Source organism: Natrinema gari JCM 14663 (genome assembly GCF_000337175.1).
GTDB lineage: Archaea > Halobacteriota > Halobacteria > Halobacteriales > Natrialbaceae > Natrinema > Natrinema gari.
Genome location: NZ_AOIJ01000046.1, coordinates 16055 through 32479 on the forward strand (window position 1 = coordinate 16055; position 16425 = coordinate 32479).

Consider the following 16425-nt stretch of genomic DNA (forward strand, 5'->3'; position numbering starts at 1 on the left):
ATATGGAATAGCGTCTACACTTATTCTGCTTCGATGTGAGGTAGCAAACGTATGCGTCCGCCCTTCGCCGCCGGCCACGTCGTAGCGATGACGCCGCCGACCACGAGACACGGGACACCGGTGCCGCTCGCACTGCACGACCTCGACGACATCGAAACCGTCATCGATGCGGTCGCCGGCTCCCCGTGGTACGTCCAGTCGGCCATCGCTGGGCTGCTCACGCTCGGGATCGGTGGCCTCCTGATCGCGACCGCACCGGCAGCAACGCGACGGCGGACGGACCGGGCGCTCGAGAGTCCACTCACCGCGCTTCTATACGGATGTCCACTCGTGAGCGGCGTCATCGGCCTGGCGCTGCTGATCGCGATGACGATAACCGAACGGTTCCTCGTCGTTCTCGCGGTCGTCGCGTCGCTTCTCGTGGCAGTGGTCGTCAGCGTGCCCGGCTATCTGGCGATCGGCCGCCTCGTCGCCGACGACTGGCTGCCGGCGCTGGGCGTCGCGGTCGCCGTTTCCACGGCCGTCGGTGCCGTTCCCACCCTCGGGACCCTGGCCGGGTTTCTGATCAGCAGTTTCGGGGTCGGGACGGTCGTCATGGGACTAGTACACGGCCGCGGCTCAGCGACGTGAGAGTATCGTCTTGAGGTGCTCGAGGGAGACGAGCGACGTCGGCCGATCCATGTGGACGCCGATTTCGCCCGACAGCGCCCTCAGCCCGAGCCGCTGGACGGGTTCGGGCAACGAGTACGCCCGCCGAATCCAGCGGCCGAGTGCCTGTTCGCGCTCGAGGTCGGCGCGCCAAGCGCGCTCGTAGGCTGCGAGCGTGGCCGGTCGCTCGGGATTGATCTCGCGGGCGGCGTGGTCGGCGCTGGTCATACCGTAGAGAATGCCGCCGCCGGTGAAGGGCTTGGTCTGGGCGGCCGCGTCGCCGATGAGGAAGGCCCGGCGGGTCGTCACGCGGTCGGGCGGACCGATCGGGATGGCTCCCGAGCAGCGGTGGGCGACATCGATCTCGTAGCCGTCGATCAGATCCTCGAAATGCTTAGTGACCTGCACCCCCGGCGGGGCCGCCAGCCCGTACTCGACGCCGGCCTCGCCGCGGGGGATTCGCCACGCGAAAAAGGTCGGCGGCGTGAGATGGACATCGACGAAGTCCTGGTGGTCGTCCTCCTCTGAAAAGGCGAGCACCCCGTGAAGCAACTCCTCGGGCTGGGGGAGGTCGAGTTCGTCCCGGACCCTCGAGCGCGGGCCGTCACAGCCCGCGAGCATTTTCGCCTCGAATTCGCGGGTGCCGTCGGGTCCGCTGGCGACGACCGCGACGCGGTCGTGGTGTTCGGTGACCGACGTGACCGTATGTGCCTCGCGAACGTCCGCACCCGCTTCGCGGGCCAGTGCGGCGAGATGGCGATCCAACCCCACGCGGTCGATGACGTTCGACGCGACGTCCGTCTTGTAGAACGGGTAGGCGTCGCTGGTGGGGCCGCCGACGTGGAACCGTGCGCCGTAGATCTCGTTTTGAAACAGCTCCTCGCGAGCGCCGTCGCCCGTGAACTCCCAGATGTCCGTACTCACGTGGCCCGAGCAGGCCAACGGCTCGCCGACCCGTCCCTTCTCGAGCGCGAGGACGTCGTAACCCGCCTCGGCGGCTCGTCGGGCGAAGCGCGCGCCCGGCGGGCCGACGCCGACGACGAGGAAATCGTACATGCTCGGCACGTTCACGGCGGACGGTAAATAGGTTCTCGAGATGTGCTCGTCGGCGTCGGTCGCCAGCCGAACGGCATTCGGGTCGCGGCCCGATGCCGACGACCGTCCGGCCGGTCGGCTGGCGACGAGCTGAACCACTCCTTCGCCAACATCATCGAACACGTATCCCAGTCCGAGACGCTCCACCACGGCGACGTCATCGGCAGCGGTACCATCGGCGAGGGCTGTGGTCTCGAGCTGGGCCAGTAGCTCGAGGACGAGGATTCCATCGCACTCGAGATCGAGGAGGAGCGGCACGCTCGAGCACACTGTGGTCACATACCCGTCCTGCCCGTGGCGTTTACCGGCCGTCGACGAGATCGGCGGCCACTCTGCTCGACGTGAGCAGAAAACCGACGACACCGAGGTAGGCGACAAGGAACTGGAGGCTCACGTCGCCCGTCGTGAACTGCTGGCTAATAGCGACGGGACCGATACTGAGGCCGAATAGACCGATCCCGTAGCCGAGTCGATCCGTCGATCGATCGAAGGCGGGGAACTCGGAGACGAGCAGCCGACGATACGCGACGGCGAAATACCCCCAACCGGCGTACAGCGCGACGACGGCAGCGACCAGAAACCAGTTCGACCCGAACGCGAGACGGAGGGTGCCGCCGGCGACCAGTCCGACGCCGAACCCGGCGGGAAGCGCCCTGTTCACGGAGGGGATCGTTGCTCGGTTGACAAAAATGTATCCCACTGCCGGTCTGAGTTGCCGTATCGAGGCTTCCCGATCCCGGCGACCGTCGCATCCCGCGCTCTCGAGCGATCGTATAGAAATCACGATTTTCGAGCCTGAAGCTCCGGCCACCGGGGCCAAGGACATTATACCGTCGGGTCGCTAGCGCGACCATGCTCCTGTACTGGCACCGGCGCGATCGGCGGACGGCCGACAATCGGGGCCTGGCCGCTGCGGTCGCTGCCGCGGACGGACCCGTCCTTCCAGTCTACGTGTTCGATCCCACGGTCACCGATCGACTCGGGGCACGCAAGCGCGCGTTCGTCGATCGGACCGTCCGGGCGCTCCGAGCACGGTATCGCGACCTCGGGAGCGACCTCCTCGTGCGGTCGGGGACGGCACCTGACGTCCTCGCCGACCTCTGCAACGAGTACGACATCGACCGCGTCGTCACCACCGAGTGTTACGCTCCCGTGCGGCGGGACCGAACGGCCACCGTCGACGCTGCGCTCGAGGCTGCCCTCGAGACCCACGTCGATACGGTCTTGGTCGACCCGCGAACGATCGAGCCCTCGTACCCGACCCACAGCCAGTTTCACGCGGACTGGCAGGAGCGGCCGAAGCCGGCCCCGGCACCCGAGCCCGCCCCGGACGCGCTCGCCGACATCACCACCGACGAACCGATCCCGGTCGCCGAAACCGACATCGACCTCCCGGAGGCGGGGACCGACGCCGCCCGCGAGCGCCTCGCATCTTTCCGGGACGCCGGACTGCGGAGCTACGCCGACACCCGGGACGATCTCGCGGCCGCGGTCGAGCGCCCGCTCGAGGCCGTCTCCCGGCTCTCGCCCTCTCTGGCCGCCGGCGCGATCGGGATCCGCGAGGTTTGGGCGACCGTCACCGACATCCGGGACGGCGTCGACGGCGACGAGCGACGAAACGTCGACAAGTACGCGTTCGAGCTCACGTGGCGCGAGCAGTATTATCACCTGCTCGCCCACACCCCTGATCTGGCGACGGAGAACTACAAGCAGTTCCCGAACGAGATCACGTGGCGGAACGACGAGGCCGACTTCCGTGCCTGGAAACGCGGCGAGACCGGGTACCCACTCGTCGACGCTGGGATGCGCCAACTCGAGCGGGAAGGATACATCCACAACCGACCGCGACAGGTCGTCGCGAGCTTCCTGACGAAACACCTCCTGCTCGACTGGCGACGCGGTGCGACACACTTCCGCGAGCGGCTGGTCGATCACGATCCCGCGGTCAACCCCGGGAACTGGCAGTGGATCGCCTCGACGGGGACCGACTCGGTCGACGTTCGGATCTTCGATCCCGTTGCACAGGCCGCCAAGTACGACGACACCGGGGCGTTCGTCCGCGAGTACGTCCCCGAACTGGCCGACGTGCCCGCCGAGGCGATCATCGAGTGGCCGACGCTGCCGGCCGAGCGCCGGACGGCGCTCGCGCCCGACTATCCGGCACCGATCGTCGACAGAACCGCCGCGTACGAGCGAGCCCAGCGGGTCTTCGAACGGGCACTCGGAAACCGAGACGACGGCTGACTTATCCCTCGAGCAACTCCCAGAACCGCTCGGTGTCGCCTTCGAACCGCTCGAGCAGGTCGCGCATCTCGGCGCGGTGGTCGTCGGTGACAGTCACATGGACCATCCCCTTGTCGGGCTGGCCGTAGACGACGCTCGCATTCTCGGGCGCGGCGACGATCGCCGGTAGCGCAACGAGGTCCTCCTCGCCGTCGACCAGAATCGTGGTCGGGTCGTCGGCCGCGAGCGCGCGCCGGAGCGCCCGGACGACCGGCGCGCCGAGTTCGGCCGGCGGGTTCCGGACCTCGATGCTCGCGCCTTCGGTGACCGCATCGCGGATCTCCTCGTCGACCGCGGTGCGTTTCGTCCGGCCGTCGACGAGCGCGACGGCGGGGCGGTGGCCCGCCTGCAGGAGGTGGTAGGTGACGACATCGCCGATGGCGATGACCGGCCCGTCGACGGTCTCGAGGAGCCGTTCGGCGTCGGTCTCGATCGGGCCCATCGGCTCTTTGAGTTCGTGGCGGAGGTCGTCGGGCAAAACCAGGAGCTGTTCGTCGGCGGTGAGCGTCGGCGCTTCGTCGTCGCGGGTCACGCGAGTCAGCGAACCTTCAGGGCGTACGCGCCCGGTTCGGTGATCTGCATCTCCGTCGCGATCTGACTCTCTTCAGGGTGGGCGATGATGACGTAGCCCGCCCAGTCTTCGGTCAGCGACGAGGAGTTGCAGGCGTCACAGGTCTCGTTGTCCGGTTCGTTGACCCGGTGACACTCGCGACAGACGAGACGGTCGGATGCCATGGTTATTCACCTGCGGCCGCTTCGCGTTTTTCGCGTTCGTCCTCGAGCCAGCCGTGCTTGCCGAGCCCGGGCTGTTTCGCGGTGAGCCCGATCTTCGAGTCGCGGGGGTTGCGCTCGTCGATGCTCTTGGTGACGATGCGGGCCCGGACGGCGTCCTCGACGCCGAGCGAGCGGGCGGATTCGTTCGAGGCGAGTTGCTGGTTCTCGCCGTCGAAGGCGAGATACTCGTCGCTGATCTGCGAGACGTGCAGCAATCCGTCGACGGGGCCGATCCCGACGAAGGCACCGAACTCGACGACTTCGACGACGGTGCCGTCGACGACCTCCTGCATCTGCGGATCGAAGGTGACGGCGTCGAACTCGGCCTCGTAATAGACGCCCGGACGGTTCGGCAACACCGTTCCTTCACCGATATCGTGGACCTCGGTGACGGAGACGACGCTGCCGACCTCCTCGTCCATCCGCCCCTCGAGTTTGTCCTGGAGCAGTCGTTTGACTCGATCCGGCGAAACGTCGCCGAGCTCTTCCGGCGGTACTTCCACTGTGTCCTTCAGTCTAACCCGTTTGTACATCTATGGTTGAGTGATCGCTAACTTGTTTCTCCCGCGTAATGCAATTACCGGTCTGCTCGCTTCGAGCACTCGGTCGCGCAGCGGGCGGTCGTTCGTGACGACGTAGTCGACGGTCCCCTCGCGGGCGAGTTCGACCAGCGCGTCATCGGCGTACGATGCCTCCGTGTCGACGACGAGACAGCGTTCGGTCGCCAGGTCGTGGCCGACGGTCGCGGCCGTCCCCTCCTGGCCGCCCGTCTCCGAGAGCCGCCGGAGTTCCTCGAGGACCGCCTGCGGAATCGTCGGCTCGAACGAGTCCAGAAGCCGCTCGAGTTCCTCGAACAGCCGTACGTCAAGTTCGACCGGCATCATGAGCGCGCTCGTGTCGATGGCGACCCGCGTCGGCGTGCTCATCGCCTCAATCCGTGAGCGTTCCCAGGCCGATCAGCCGCCAGCGCGCGCCGATACGGCGGTTGATCGCGATTTTCGTCCCCGGATCGGCCGCGACGGGGCGCTTGAGCGCGACCTCGCATTCGCCCTCGCGAGCGCTGGTAACCGAGCCGACGGTCGTCGCCGTCCCGACGGTCATCATCAGCGGTTCGCCCGTGCTGATCTCGTCGACCGTCTGGCCGCTTTCCGCGCCGACGACCCGCTCGAGGAGGTCGACATCCATGGTGAACTCGTTCCACGTCGGCGGGAGCGAGCCCGGCGGGCCGGCCATCCGACCGGCAAGCGCGTCACCTTTGGTCAGCGAGGGGTCGAGGCCGGTCCCGACGCCGAGCAGCCCGCCCGGCGTAACAGTATCGGCGGCTTCGCCGCCGGCCTGCAGCGATCGGATGGTCGTCTCGATCGGGACGTACTCGGTCTTGCCGCCTTCCTCGACTTCGCGGCCGGGTCGGATCTCGATATCGTCGCCGACCTCGAGTTCGCCTTGCACGAGGCTGCCGCCGAGGACGCCGCCAGAGAGGTCTGTCGCGGTCGTCCCGGGTTTGTTGATGTCGAAACTCCGGGCGACGTGCATCCGGGGGTCAGCGTCGGGATCCCGATCCGGTGTGGGAATCTCCTCTTCGATTGCCTGCATGAGCAGGTCGAGGTTGACCTCCTGGCCAGCGGAGACGGGGACGATCGGGGCGTCTTCCGCGACGGTCCCCTCGACGAACTCCTTGATCTGCTCGTAGTTGTTCCGCGCGGTCTCGCTGTCGACGAGGTCCACCTTGTTCTGTGCGATGACGATGTTGTCGATCCCGATGATGTCGAGCGCCATCAGGTGCTCTTCGGTCTGGGGCTGTGGGACGGGTTCGTTGGCGCTGACCACCAACACGGCACCGTCCATCAGCGACGCGCCCGACAGCATCGTCGCCATCAGGGTTTCGTGCCCCGGGGCGTCGACGAACGAAACGGTCCGGAGCGGCTCACTCGGCGTGCCGTCCGCACACTCCTCCTCGACGGTGTAACACTCGGGTTCGTCCAGTCCCTCGCAGTGACGGAACGTGGCGTCGGCGTAGCCGAGCCTGATCGAGATCCCGCGTTTCATCTCTTCGCTGTGTTGGTCCGTCCACGAGCCGCTGAGCGCTTGCACCAGCGTCGTCTTGCCGTGGTCGACGTGACCGACGAGCCCGATGTTCACCTCCGGTTGTCGATTTCCTACCATAAGACGATGAGTAATCTTGCGTAGTGATTCCGCTGTGCGACTGATAAAGGTTGCGAGCTATCGCTTGGCTCGGACGAGCCAGTATGATGACAGCTCCCGTCAGGACGGGCGCTTTTCACGGGTCGGTTTCGGCGGTCCCACGTAGTGCCCCAATCTCCACACGGAGACGGTCGACGGTCCGAGGCCCTCGAGCGGGGACTGTAAATGCAGGCGCAGCGTCACGACCGAACTCCATCGCCGTGCTCGGCGTCGTGGCCCGCCGACCGGCTCGAGCCCGCCGAATCCGACGACTTATTTCCGTGCCCACACTCCCTGTGACCGTGTCGGAGTTCGCCTTCGAACTCGAACTGTGCGCCCGCCTCGAGGAGCACGGCGACGGACTCGTCGCTCGTCAGCTCGGCGGCGGCGTCGCCGAACCCGGTGGGCGGATCCTCGATATCGTCTGTGTCGACCCCGGACCCGAATTCGAAGACCGCGTCGCGATCACGAGCGAGACGATCCCGGACGCCGCCATCGAGTCGGCCGTCGGCACCGGGCAGGCGCGCTACTGGAAGGACGCTTTCGACTGCCATCCCGAGCGCGCTCGCAGCGCCACGGAGCGGGCGCTCGAGATCGGCTTCTTCGAACGCGACCACAGCGCCAGCGCGGCCAGCAGCCGCGAGTACGTCCGTCAGGTCGCTCGCTACCCCGATTGGTACGACCGCATCGTCGGGATCGAGAACAAGCCCGATCTCGGCCGCCCGGGGGATCTCGAGGCCCAGCTACGGACGGACGTGAGCCTCGCGCTGGTCGACGAGGTCGTGCTCGCGACCGAGAGCTACGTGACCCGTGCCCACCTACACCGGCTCCCCGAGGCGGTCGGCGTCTGGCGGCTCCACCGCGACGGGGCGGACGCGGGTCGCTCGCTCGAGATCGAGGTGCTCCGCGAGCCGACGCCGTTAGCGGTCGCCGAACCCGGGATCGAGCCCCTCGAGTCCCATCCCGGTCGGACGGAGATCGCGCCCGTCTCGCCCGCCGCGAAGGCGCGGGCCCGCCGCCGGCTCGCCGAACGGGCCTATGGAAAGGGCTGGCGAACGTACGACTTCCCCGACTGTGTGGCCTGCCGTCCGGACGACGCGAGCGGCGCGACGCTACCGTACTGCGAGTGGAACGACCGCGTGATCAACGCTGGATCGGAGTGTGGGAGCGCGTGTCCGGGCTACGAGGCGGCGTCGGCGACCGCCGTCGATCTCGAGGCCGAACGAGATCGGCGAACGTCGTGGGAGGCCGAGCCGAGCGGAAAGCGTCGACGGCAGTCGGGGCTGGATCGGTTCGGCTGACGCTCGCGGCCGCGGCGTCGACAGACGGCCGCGGTCACAGGACGTACTGCTCGCCGTCGATCGCCAGCGGCTCCTCGAACGCCTCCGCGGCGGGATAGAAGTGGGCCAGATGGACCAACCGCGTCCGCTCGGCGTCCAGTTCCGCGGCCAGTGCGAGGGCTCCCTCTCGAGTCATGTGTTTCGTGCCGAACGTCCGCGCGACACCGGTGGCGTCCTCGTGGCGGCCGCCGAGGGGGTGATGGTCACAGAGGCTCGCCGGGACGATCGCGTCGGCCAGCAGGAGGTCCGGACCGGCCAACACTGCGCGGGATTCCTCGGGAACCGCGTAGCTCGTATCGCCGGTAATCGACAGTTTCGCGCCCGTCTCCGGATCTTCGACGGCGAGTCCGTAACAGACCAGCGGCGGATGCTCGACCGGTACCAGCGTCACGTCGAGCCCGCAGATCCGCTCGGTTTCCAGGGGTGTCGTCGGCACGACGGTAACGCGATCGAGGTAGTGATAGTCGTCGCGAACCGTCTCGGCGACGCTCGCGCCCGTCTCGGGATCGGTCTCGTCAGCCGCGTAGACCGCGAGGTCGTCCAGCACGCGGAAGACGTTGCCCAGGCCGTCGAGGTGGTCGAAATGGATATGCGTGATGACGGCGGCGTCGGGCAGCGGAACCTCGTCGCGGAGGAACTGGTACCGGAAATCGGGACTGAAGTCGATCAGCAGCGACTCGTCGGTCCGCTCGTTCTCGACGTGGACCGAGAATCGGGTGCGCTCGACGCCGCGCTCGCGTGCGGCGGTACAGGTGTCACAGTCGCAGCCGACGGTCGGCGTCCCCGTCGTGTCGCCGGTTCCGAGCAGCGTCACGCGCATCGTTACGTCGCCCCTCCGGGTGCGGTCGCGGGACGGGACGCGAGCGAGCGCCGGGAGCCCGACCCCACGGCTCGCCACACCCTACACATACGATCGCCCGTCCTCGAGCGCCGTTCGGATGAACGGGTGGTCCGACTGCGAGTCGAACCGATCGGCCGGGAGGACGTGGACCGAGAAGACGACGCCGTGCTCCAGCCCGACGGTCTCGGCGAGGGCCTCGAGTTGTCGTTCGCTCTCCTCGTCGGCCTCCTCGAGGACCAGCAGTACCTCCACGGACGTGTGGACGCCGCGGTCGTCACCCCGGACGGCATCGCCGAAGACGACGAGTTCGCGGATCGACTCGCCGTAGTCGGCCCGTGCCCGGGCCGCGAACGCGTCCGCGGCGTCCCCCTGTGGTGGGTCATCGCTCATAGGGGGTGATTGACAGCCGTCGCATAAATGGTATTCCCCGTAGGACGGGGCGGTCCCTACACCGTCCCGGGATCGGCGTCATCGCCGGCGTCGTACTCGTGGTCGCGAAGGAGGTCCGGATCGACATCGCGCAGGACCGCCTCGTGGGTCGCCTCGAGCACGACCGGCGGCGCACAATCGGCCGCTTCGGCTTCCAACCACCGTGCGAGACAGAGACACCAGCGATCCCCGGGTTCGAGCCCCGGAAACTCGAACGCCGGCTTCGGCGTGAGCAGGTCGTTGCCCTGCGCGCGGCTAAAGCGGAGAAACTCCTCGGTCATCACGGCACAGAGTTCGTGGCGGCCACGATCGGATTCGACCCGGCGACAGCACCCGTCCCGCAGAAAGCCCGTCATTGGGTCGGTACAGCAGGGCTCGAGTTCGGTCCCGTATACGTTCCGGTCGTCGGGCATGTGCCCCGTAACGGCGGACGGGTGCAAAAGCGTGGCGTCGGATCGCCGGCGAACAGCCGTGCCATCCTCGCGTCGCTGCCCGGGCGAAATGGGATCGATCGTCAGTGATCGTGGTCGTGATCGTGGGAGTGGCCACCGTCGCTGGCCTTGTCGATGTCGCCGCCGGCGACGAGCGCGTCGTGGTCGCCCTCCATCATGTCCATGTTCTTCAACGTGTCCCGTTCCTCGAACTCCTCGACGGCGTTCAGGAGGTCCTCCTGTGTCAGCGTCGTTCGGTCCTCGGTCAGCGCCTCGAGGACGGCCTCCCGCAAGACCATCCGGAGGTCGCTGCCGGTCAGCCCCTCCGTGACCTCGGCGATGAGATGCGGGTCGAACTCGTCGATGTCCATCGTTCGGGTAATGAGGCCGAGAATGTCGGCCCGCATGCCCGAATCGGGCTTGGGGAAGTTGATGATCTCGTCGAAGCGTCGCCAGGCGGCGTCGTCTAACTGGTCGGGGTGGTTGGTCGCGCCGATGAGCAAGACGTCGTCGTCGATGAGCGAGATGTTGTCGATGCTCTTGAGGAGGGTGTTGACCGCGCGCTTGAGCGCGGCGTGTTCGTCGCTGCGGCGGGTCTTGGCGACGAAGTCGAACTCGTCGATGAAGAGAATACAGGGCGACAGTCGCTTCGCGACCTCGAACGTCTTGTCGACGTTTTTCGCCGTTTCACCCAGATACTGGCTCGTGATCATCGAGAGTTTGACCTCGACGAACGGCAGATCCATGTCCTGTGCCAGCGCCTGCGCAGTGGACGTCTTCCCGGTTCCCGGCGGCCCGACGAACAGCAGTTTCCCGATCTCTCGCAGCCCGATATCGGCGAGATAATCCCGGTGTTCGATCGCCTTCGAGATCTTGTCGAGTTCGTTCTGCTGATCCTCGGTGAGCACGAGGTCGTCGAGGGACATGTCGACCTCTTCGGGCGCACGAACCTCCACGAGGTCTAACATCTCCTCGTCGTCCTCCTCGTCGAAGTACTCGTTGAGGAGGCCGTCGATCCAGACGCGGTCGGCCTGAATCGGCCGGTTGCGCTCGCGAGCCGCCTCGTGAGTGACGTCGAACTCGTAGTCGTCGTGGCGCTCGAAGTGTTTCGCCAGCGTCGGGTTCTCGAGCAATCGGTCCGCGTCGACGCGCTCGGCGAACCACTCCTCGGCCATCCCCTGCTGGGCGAGGGTGATCGTCCCGGAGAACTCGTCGCGCTCGGTGAACATCAGTTCGGAGACCGCCTCCCACGGGCGGTCGACGCCGGTCGCCTCGCGGGCGGTGGTGGTCGTGACCGATAGCGGGCGGTCGATGCCGGCGGGTTTTCGAGTGGATCCGGTACCGCCCTCGGTGTCGCTCCCGTCCTCGTCGCCGACGCCCCCGGTCCAGTAGACCCGTCGGAACGACGGCGGGAGGTCGTTCTCGTCTAGCGTCCGGTCGTCCGAATACACGCTCGTCGTGAGCAGGAACTCCACGACATCGAGCGCTGCATCACTCATTCGGTGAACGTAGTCACTACACGTTCTTAACAGCGTCGTCCCGTGCAACGTATGTGAGGGGGTTCCATCCCCGGCGACCGTGCGAGTGGCGTATCGGCCCCGGCCAGCGGCACAACCGTTTTCGTGTACGGGCTCACAATCACCCGTATGAACGTGTTGCTGGGTCTCGGCGGTAGCGACGAGTCGGTGAAGACGCTCCGGCGAACCATCGAGCGAACGCGCGAGGTCGGTGACGAGTTGACGATCGTCGTCGTCGAGAAACCCGAGTCGAAACGCTCACAGGACGAGATGTACCGACAGGCGGTCGACGAACTCGAGGAGGCTGACATCACCGACGTCGAGGTGGAGAAACTCGACGGCGACCCCGGAAGCGCGCTGGTCAACTACGCCGAGCAGGGGGACTACGATCAGCTGGTCATCGGCGGCGGAACCCTGAGCCCGATGGGGAAGATTCAGCTCGGCCCGATTACCGAGTTCGTCCTGCTGAACGCGCCGACAACGGTCAAACTGGTGCGATAACGATGGCCGGGACGCGTCAGTATCCCGACGAACCGTCCGGCCCCTTCCCCTCGCCCCCGACGACGGTCGAGGATCGGGACGGACGGTCGATCGAGGTACGGGCAGCCGAGTCGTTCACCGGCGAGACGCTCGACGACGTCGTCGGGATGTACACCGAGTTCGATCCGACCGACCGTGCACAGGGGATCCCGCCGACCGGCGAGGAGCGGATCCGAACCTGGCTCGAGACGATCGGTGACGACAGCGTCAACGTCGTCGCCCGCCACGACGGGGACGCGATCGCCCACGCGATGCTCGTTCCCGACACCGACGATCCGTCCGCGATCGACCACGCGTCCGACATCGAGTGGGAACTCGCGATCTTCGTCCTGCAGGCCTACCAGCGGGCCGGAATCGGGACGGTTCTGCTGAAGAACCTCCTGGGCCATGCGAGCGACGGCGGCATCGAGCGGGTGTGGTTGACAGTCGAACGCTGGAACAACCCGGCGATCACGCTCTACGAGCGGGTCGGGTTCGAGTCGACCGGCACCGAGAGCTTCGAACAGGAGATGGCGATCCGCCTCGCGGGCGACGGCAGCGGTGTGACCGACGGCGGCTGACCGCGTCGGACGCCCAGACGGTTAGATCGAGAGGACCGGTTGGCTCGCGTAGGAGAGGACGTACTCGGCGGCCTTCTCGAGGACCTCGGCCTCGGTTTCGGTAACCGGTTCCCGGGGGAGAACGATGAAGTCGGCGTCGATGTCGTCGGCGGTGTCGAGCACGACGTTGCCCGGGTGCCGCGTCTTTCGTGTTTGCGAGAAGCCTTCGTCGACGGAGGTCGTAAGCGCCACGTCCGCGTCAGCGGCGATGTCGCCGATATCATCCAAAAACTCCTGTGTGTTCTCCGCGACGGCGGTTTCGTCGACCGTGCCGGCGTCTAATCCCCGGACGACGCCGCGTCCGAGGACGAACAGCGCGTGGACGGAGGCGTCATAGCGGTCGGCAACGGCGACGGCGTATTCGACGGCGGTGGCTGACTCGTCGCTCCCGTCGACCGGTGCAAGAACGGTGTCGACGGTAAACGGCTCGCTGGCGTCCATACGCGGCAGTGGGCGGCCCGTCACAAAAAAGCCATCCCACCGTTCCGGGACCGAGTCGGCTGCCGCGGCCCCGTCGAACGGGGGTATTTAAGCAACCGCGAGCGTAACCGCTACGTATGTTCGATACGGTCGTGGTCGCCACCGACGGGTCCGACAGCGTGAAACGGGCCGTCGACATCGCGCTCGATCTCGCCGACCGGTTCGACGCCGAGGTCCACGCGCTCTCGGTGATCGACGCCAGCGAGGTCGACGCCTCACCCCAGCAGCTCCGGGACGAACTCCGCACTGCTCTCGAGACGACAGCCGACGCCGCGCTCACGACTGTCGAGGAGCGGGCGGATAGAGACGTAATGACGGCTGTCCGCGAGGGGCGGCCCGCCGTCGAGATCTGCGACTACGCCCGCGAGGTCGACGCCGACGTGGTCGCGACCGGCACCCGCGGTCGCCACGGCGAGAACCGTCTCCTGCTCGGCAGCGTCGCCGAACGGATCGTTCGCACCTCGCCGGTCCCCGTACTAACGGTGCGGCAACTCGCGCCTGCGGGCGACGACGATGGGGATGAGGGGGACGCGAGCGTCGCCTGACGGCCCGTCCCAGACGACCGCGCTCGCCGACCGGCGGTGACGATCGCCGAGCGCGTCCGGGACGCGTGTCCGAGCTCGGGCGGCGGCGTCGCACGACGCCGCGGCGCAGCGACCGACCGACGAACCGCGAGACCGGCGATTACTTCCCGGGCGGTCTCTCAGTACGCAGCATGTACGACGAACTCATTCGAAGTGACGATCTGTCGCTCTCGCGGAAGTCCGTCCTGCCGGGGACCGGTTTCTTCCTGCCCGATACGCTCGAGGACGACCTCGCGGACCAACGGACCGAGGCCGCACTCGAGGGAGCCGAAACCGCGGTCATCGCCGATCCAGACGCCGACGGGCTGGCCTGTGTCGCGCTCATTCGAGAGGCCTACGACGACATCCAGAACGTTCCGGAGTCGGACGAGATCGATGACGACGGCGACACGACGGACCCCGCCGGCGCACCGCTCGAGGAGCCCGAGCCGACGCCCAACGGCGTCGCGTTGCTCCCTGCGAGTCCTCATGACGTGGAGGACGCGCTGGCTCGCGTCGCCGAGTACGGCGACGACGGGATCGATATCTTCGTGTGCGACCTCGCGCCCGATCGGTACGAGTACGTCGCGGAGGAACTCACGGCCGCGCTCGAGATCGCCGATCGGCTCGCGTGGTACGACCACCACCAGTGGGGCGACGACGTCGCACGGGCGGTCCGGGATGCCGGGGTCGACCTCGTGATCGGCGACTCCGACGAGGAGTGTAGCGCCGACGTGGTCGCCCGCTCGCTCGAGTACGAGTTCGGGCCGATGTACGAGGAACTGGCCGCCGTGACCCGGGACCACGACCTCTGGCTGCGCGAGGACCCGCGCAGCGACGACCTCGCGGATTACGCCTACTGGACCGATCCCGCGGAGTACGTCGAAGTCGTCCGCGAGTACGGCGTTGACCTCCCCGCGTGGGTCGAGGAGTATATTGCCGAGCGCCGCGTCGAGAAGGAGGCGCTCATCGATCAGGCCGTTGGCCGCGCCGAACTCCGCGAAATCGGCGGCTACACGGTCGGGATCACCTACGGCCGTTGTTCGCAAAACGAGGTCGCTGAAGCGATGCGCGAACAGGGTGCCGACGCTTCGATCATCGTCAAGCCCGCCGGCTCGGCCTCCATTCGCGGGACCGACGAGTTCGAACGCTGTCACGAGGTCGCGGGCAAGGTCAACGGCGGTGGCCACCCCAAAGCCGCGGGCTGCAAGCCCGACATCTACGACGACATGCTCGACTACGCGAACCACTGGACGACGCGGGGGGCCGTGACGAAACGGGTCATTCTGGATGCGTTCCGTGATGTTCTCGCAGAAGATGCGAATTCAACTGATGAGGGATACTGCTAGATTAAACCTCCTCGTTTGAGGGGTTCGATAGGTGTTTAATCTCCAGACCATGGTGACTCCGATAGTAATTGGAAGAGGTACCAGTACTGGATGGTCGCTCGGTTCGGCTGACGCCGAACCACTTACACAAATCGCTACATCTTACCAATGAAGCCGATACAGCATGGTAGCACGTGACAGCCTGAGTAGCTAGGCTGGCATGTGGGTTTGGTCACCATCAAAAAACGGTACGTCAGAAGACCCTGCTCTCAATCTGAGGGCCTTCGAATAGCACTTCCCTTCTCTTGCGGAACTCCGTGCAGTTCTGTCTTAGTAGTACCGACGAGAATAAATCACTGGCACTGTCTAGTTGAGTCAGTGTGAGAAGTGAACAGGGCGTTGAGTTTCTTGTCCAAAGATGCTCGCAGACCTGCTCATTATCCCTACTACTCACAAACTTGTTCACTTCTCAAACTGGCTTAACTAGTTAGTTCCGCTTATTCAGGTTACATACGATTTGTAGATGTTTCTGGCCCACTCAACGGTTAAATCGTCTTCTGAAACCATACCCCCGATTTCTAGACCACGGTTATTGTAAAGACAGATCCAGGCAACGTCTTTATCAAGGGTTGAGAGCGCGAATGGTATTTCGTTTGCTGTCGTTTCTATTCTGATATCATTGGATTCATGTATCATTTCCCAGGATTGGTCGAAATCCGATTTGAGTTTCTGAAATATATCTTCCTCCAGCAATACCTCAATTGATCCCCCACTGTGTGAAAATTCTATGAAGAATTGGAGATACCACGAATTTATAACCGGAATTGCAATTTGAATGTGCTGTGTATCAGCTACTAATTTAGAAAGTTCCATTAGTACCTTTTGAGGACACTCTTTATCATTTAGTATTATTTTCCCGTTGTCAAATATTTCTAATGGAAGTCGAGGAGTTTGACCCTGTTCGATGAGAATGATTTTTGCATTATTTATTGATTTGGATGCATTGGTAAATCTTTTGTATGCGTCATATAACATCAATCCAAATAATGTTGGATCAAGTGTGTTTTGCTCAAGTAGGTCTTCATCCCGCAAATCCTGGATTGAGCGGTCGATCGTTGAACGAGAAATGTTTAAACACCTCTCTAAGTCACGTTTTGTCCCACCTATTTCAATTAGCCTCTTTAAAACCTTCCATCTATTAATAACTGTATATTCGTGATTGGGTATTTTTTCATTCATCTGGTTAATTCACCCTATGTAGTGAATAAAGTTACTACTAAAAATAAGTTGCCACTATATCCAGAAGATAGTGCCCTAGTTAGCCAAACCTAATAGTTTAGTTCATCGACATCAACCTCTGAGAATATTTCAAACTA

The 16425-nt window shown here is 64.9% G+C and carries 20 protein-coding genes and 1 pseudogene; 8 read left to right on the forward strand and 13 right to left on the reverse strand.

What is annotated here, in order from left to right; genetic code table 11:
- Positions 1–51: 51 nt before the first annotated feature.
- Entirely contained in the window at positions 52–630 is a 579-nt protein-coding gene (locus C486_RS07990) for a hypothetical protein (protein ID WP_008454952.1), read from the forward strand.
- Here C486_RS07990 and C486_RS07995 read toward each other — a convergent pair.
- The gene (locus C486_RS07995; protein WP_008454953.1) at positions 619–1704 is read right to left on the reverse strand and encodes a geranylgeranyl reductase family protein; all 1086 of its coding nucleotides are present in this window, start codon (positions 1702–1704) and stop codon (positions 619–621) included. The two genes, C486_RS07990 and C486_RS07995, sit on opposite strands and share 12 nt — an antisense overlap.
- A gap of 123 nt (positions 1705–1827) precedes the next feature.
- On the opposite strand from C486_RS07995, the pseudogene C486_RS22650 reads away from it, so the two are divergent.
- Positions 1828–2020: pseudogene (locus tag C486_RS22650) on the forward strand (fumarylacetoacetate hydrolase family protein); the annotation flags it as partial.
- A 24-nt stretch (positions 2021–2044) separates the two neighbouring features.
- Here C486_RS22650 and C486_RS08000 read toward each other — a convergent pair.
- Positions 2045–2404 carry a hypothetical protein gene (locus tag C486_RS08000; protein ID WP_008454954.1) on the reverse strand — a complete coding sequence of 120 codons (360 nt, stop codon included), beginning with the start codon at positions 2402–2404 and terminating at the stop codon, positions 2045–2047.
- A gap of 191 nt (positions 2405–2595) precedes the next feature.
- On the opposite strand from C486_RS08000, the gene C486_RS08005 reads away from it, so the two are divergent.
- Positions 2596–3987, forward strand: coding sequence for a cryptochrome/photolyase family protein (locus C486_RS08005; protein ID WP_008454955.1), 1392 nt, complete (start codon positions 2596–2598; stop codon positions 3985–3987).
- 1 nt (position 3988) lies between these two features.
- Here the strand turns inward: C486_RS08005 and C486_RS08010 are convergent, their stop codons facing one another.
- The 5 genes from C486_RS08010 to C486_RS08030 are packed head-to-tail and all read right to left on the reverse strand — an operon-like array spanning position 3989 to position 6963.
- Positions 3989–4558, reverse strand: coding sequence for a GTP-dependent dephospho-CoA kinase family protein (locus tag C486_RS08010; protein ID WP_008454956.1), 570 nt, complete (start codon positions 4556–4558; stop codon positions 3989–3991).
- Between the two features lie 5 nt (positions 4559–4563).
- Positions 4564–4761, reverse strand: coding sequence for a transcription elongation factor subunit Spt4 (gene spt4 / locus C486_RS08015; protein WP_006185929.1), 198 nt, complete (start codon positions 4759–4761; stop codon positions 4564–4566).
- Between the two features lie 2 nt (positions 4762–4763).
- Positions 4764–5333 carry a DNA-directed RNA polymerase gene (locus tag C486_RS08020; protein WP_007110506.1) on the reverse strand — a complete coding sequence of 190 codons (570 nt, stop codon included), beginning with the start codon at positions 5331–5333 and terminating at the stop codon, positions 4764–4766.
- On the reverse strand, positions 5334–5726 hold the full coding sequence (locus C486_RS08025) for a PIN domain-containing protein (protein ID WP_008454960.1): 393 nt from the start codon (positions 5724–5726) through the stop codon (positions 5334–5336).
- Between the two features lie 4 nt (positions 5727–5730).
- The gene (locus C486_RS08030; protein ID WP_008454962.1) at positions 5731–6963 is read right to left on the reverse strand and encodes a translation initiation factor IF-2 subunit gamma; all 1233 of its coding nucleotides are present in this window, start codon (positions 6961–6963) and stop codon (positions 5731–5733) included.
- 320 nt (positions 6964–7283) lie between these two features.
- Here C486_RS08030 and C486_RS08035 point away from each other — a divergent pair, with 320 nt between their 5' ends.
- A complete protein-coding gene (locus C486_RS08035; RefSeq protein ID WP_049910295.1) occupies positions 7284–8282 on the forward strand; it encodes a DUF5787 family protein in 999 nt (332 codons plus the stop codon).
- A gap of 34 nt (positions 8283–8316) precedes the next feature.
- Here the strand turns inward: C486_RS08035 and C486_RS08040 are convergent, their stop codons facing one another.
- The 4 genes from C486_RS08040 to C486_RS08055 form a co-directional block, all read right to left on the reverse strand.
- The gene (locus tag C486_RS08040) at positions 8317–9141 is read right to left on the reverse strand and encodes an MBL fold metallo-hydrolase (protein ID WP_008454966.1); all 825 of its coding nucleotides are present in this window, start codon (positions 9139–9141) and stop codon (positions 8317–8319) included.
- An 81-nt stretch (positions 9142–9222) separates the two neighbouring features.
- A complete protein-coding gene (locus C486_RS08045; RefSeq protein ID WP_008454968.1) occupies positions 9223–9552 on the reverse strand; it encodes a hypothetical protein in 330 nt (109 codons plus the stop codon).
- 56 nt (positions 9553–9608) lie between these two features.
- Positions 9609–10004, reverse strand: a complete 396-nt coding sequence (locus C486_RS08050; RefSeq protein ID WP_008454969.1) for a DUF2237 family protein — start codon at positions 10002–10004, stop codon at positions 9609–9611.
- Positions 10005–10105: 101 nt separating this feature from the next.
- Complete coding sequence (locus C486_RS08055) at positions 10106–11521, reverse strand: ATP-binding protein (protein WP_008454971.1); 1416 nt, start codon at positions 11519–11521, stop codon at positions 10106–10108.
- Between the two features lie 147 nt (positions 11522–11668).
- Here C486_RS08055 and C486_RS08060 point away from each other — a divergent pair, with 147 nt between their 5' ends.
- A complete protein-coding gene (locus tag C486_RS08060; RefSeq protein ID WP_008454973.1) occupies positions 11669–12040 on the forward strand; it encodes a universal stress protein in 372 nt (123 codons plus the stop codon).
- A 2-nt stretch (positions 12041–12042) separates the two neighbouring features.
- The gene (locus C486_RS08065) at positions 12043–12639 is read left to right on the forward strand and encodes a GNAT family N-acetyltransferase (RefSeq protein WP_008454975.1); all 597 of its coding nucleotides are present in this window, start codon (positions 12043–12045) and stop codon (positions 12637–12639) included.
- A gap of 21 nt (positions 12640–12660) precedes the next feature.
- Here C486_RS08065 and C486_RS08070 read toward each other — a convergent pair whose 3' ends face one another.
- Positions 12661–13119 (reverse strand): universal stress protein, encoded by a 459-nt coding sequence (locus C486_RS08070; RefSeq protein WP_008454977.1) that lies wholly within the window; start codon positions 13117–13119, stop codon positions 12661–12663.
- A gap of 116 nt (positions 13120–13235) precedes the next feature.
- On the opposite strand from C486_RS08070, the gene C486_RS08075 reads away from it, so the two are divergent.
- Positions 13236–13703 carry a universal stress protein gene (locus C486_RS08075; protein ID WP_008454979.1) on the forward strand — a complete coding sequence of 156 codons (468 nt, stop codon included), beginning with the start codon at positions 13236–13238 and terminating at the stop codon, positions 13701–13703.
- 170 nt (positions 13704–13873) lie between these two features.
- Positions 13874–15070, forward strand: coding sequence for a DHH family phosphoesterase (locus C486_RS08080; protein ID WP_049910296.1), 1197 nt, complete (start codon positions 13874–13876; stop codon positions 15068–15070).
- 480 nt (positions 15071–15550) lie between these two features.
- Here C486_RS08080 and C486_RS20940 read toward each other — a convergent pair whose 3' ends face one another.
- Positions 15551–16288 carry a transcriptional regulator FilR1 domain-containing protein gene (locus tag C486_RS20940; protein ID WP_152419139.1) on the reverse strand — a complete coding sequence of 246 codons (738 nt, stop codon included), beginning with the start codon at positions 16286–16288 and terminating at the stop codon, positions 15551–15553.
- Positions 16289–16425: the final 137 nt, after the last annotated feature.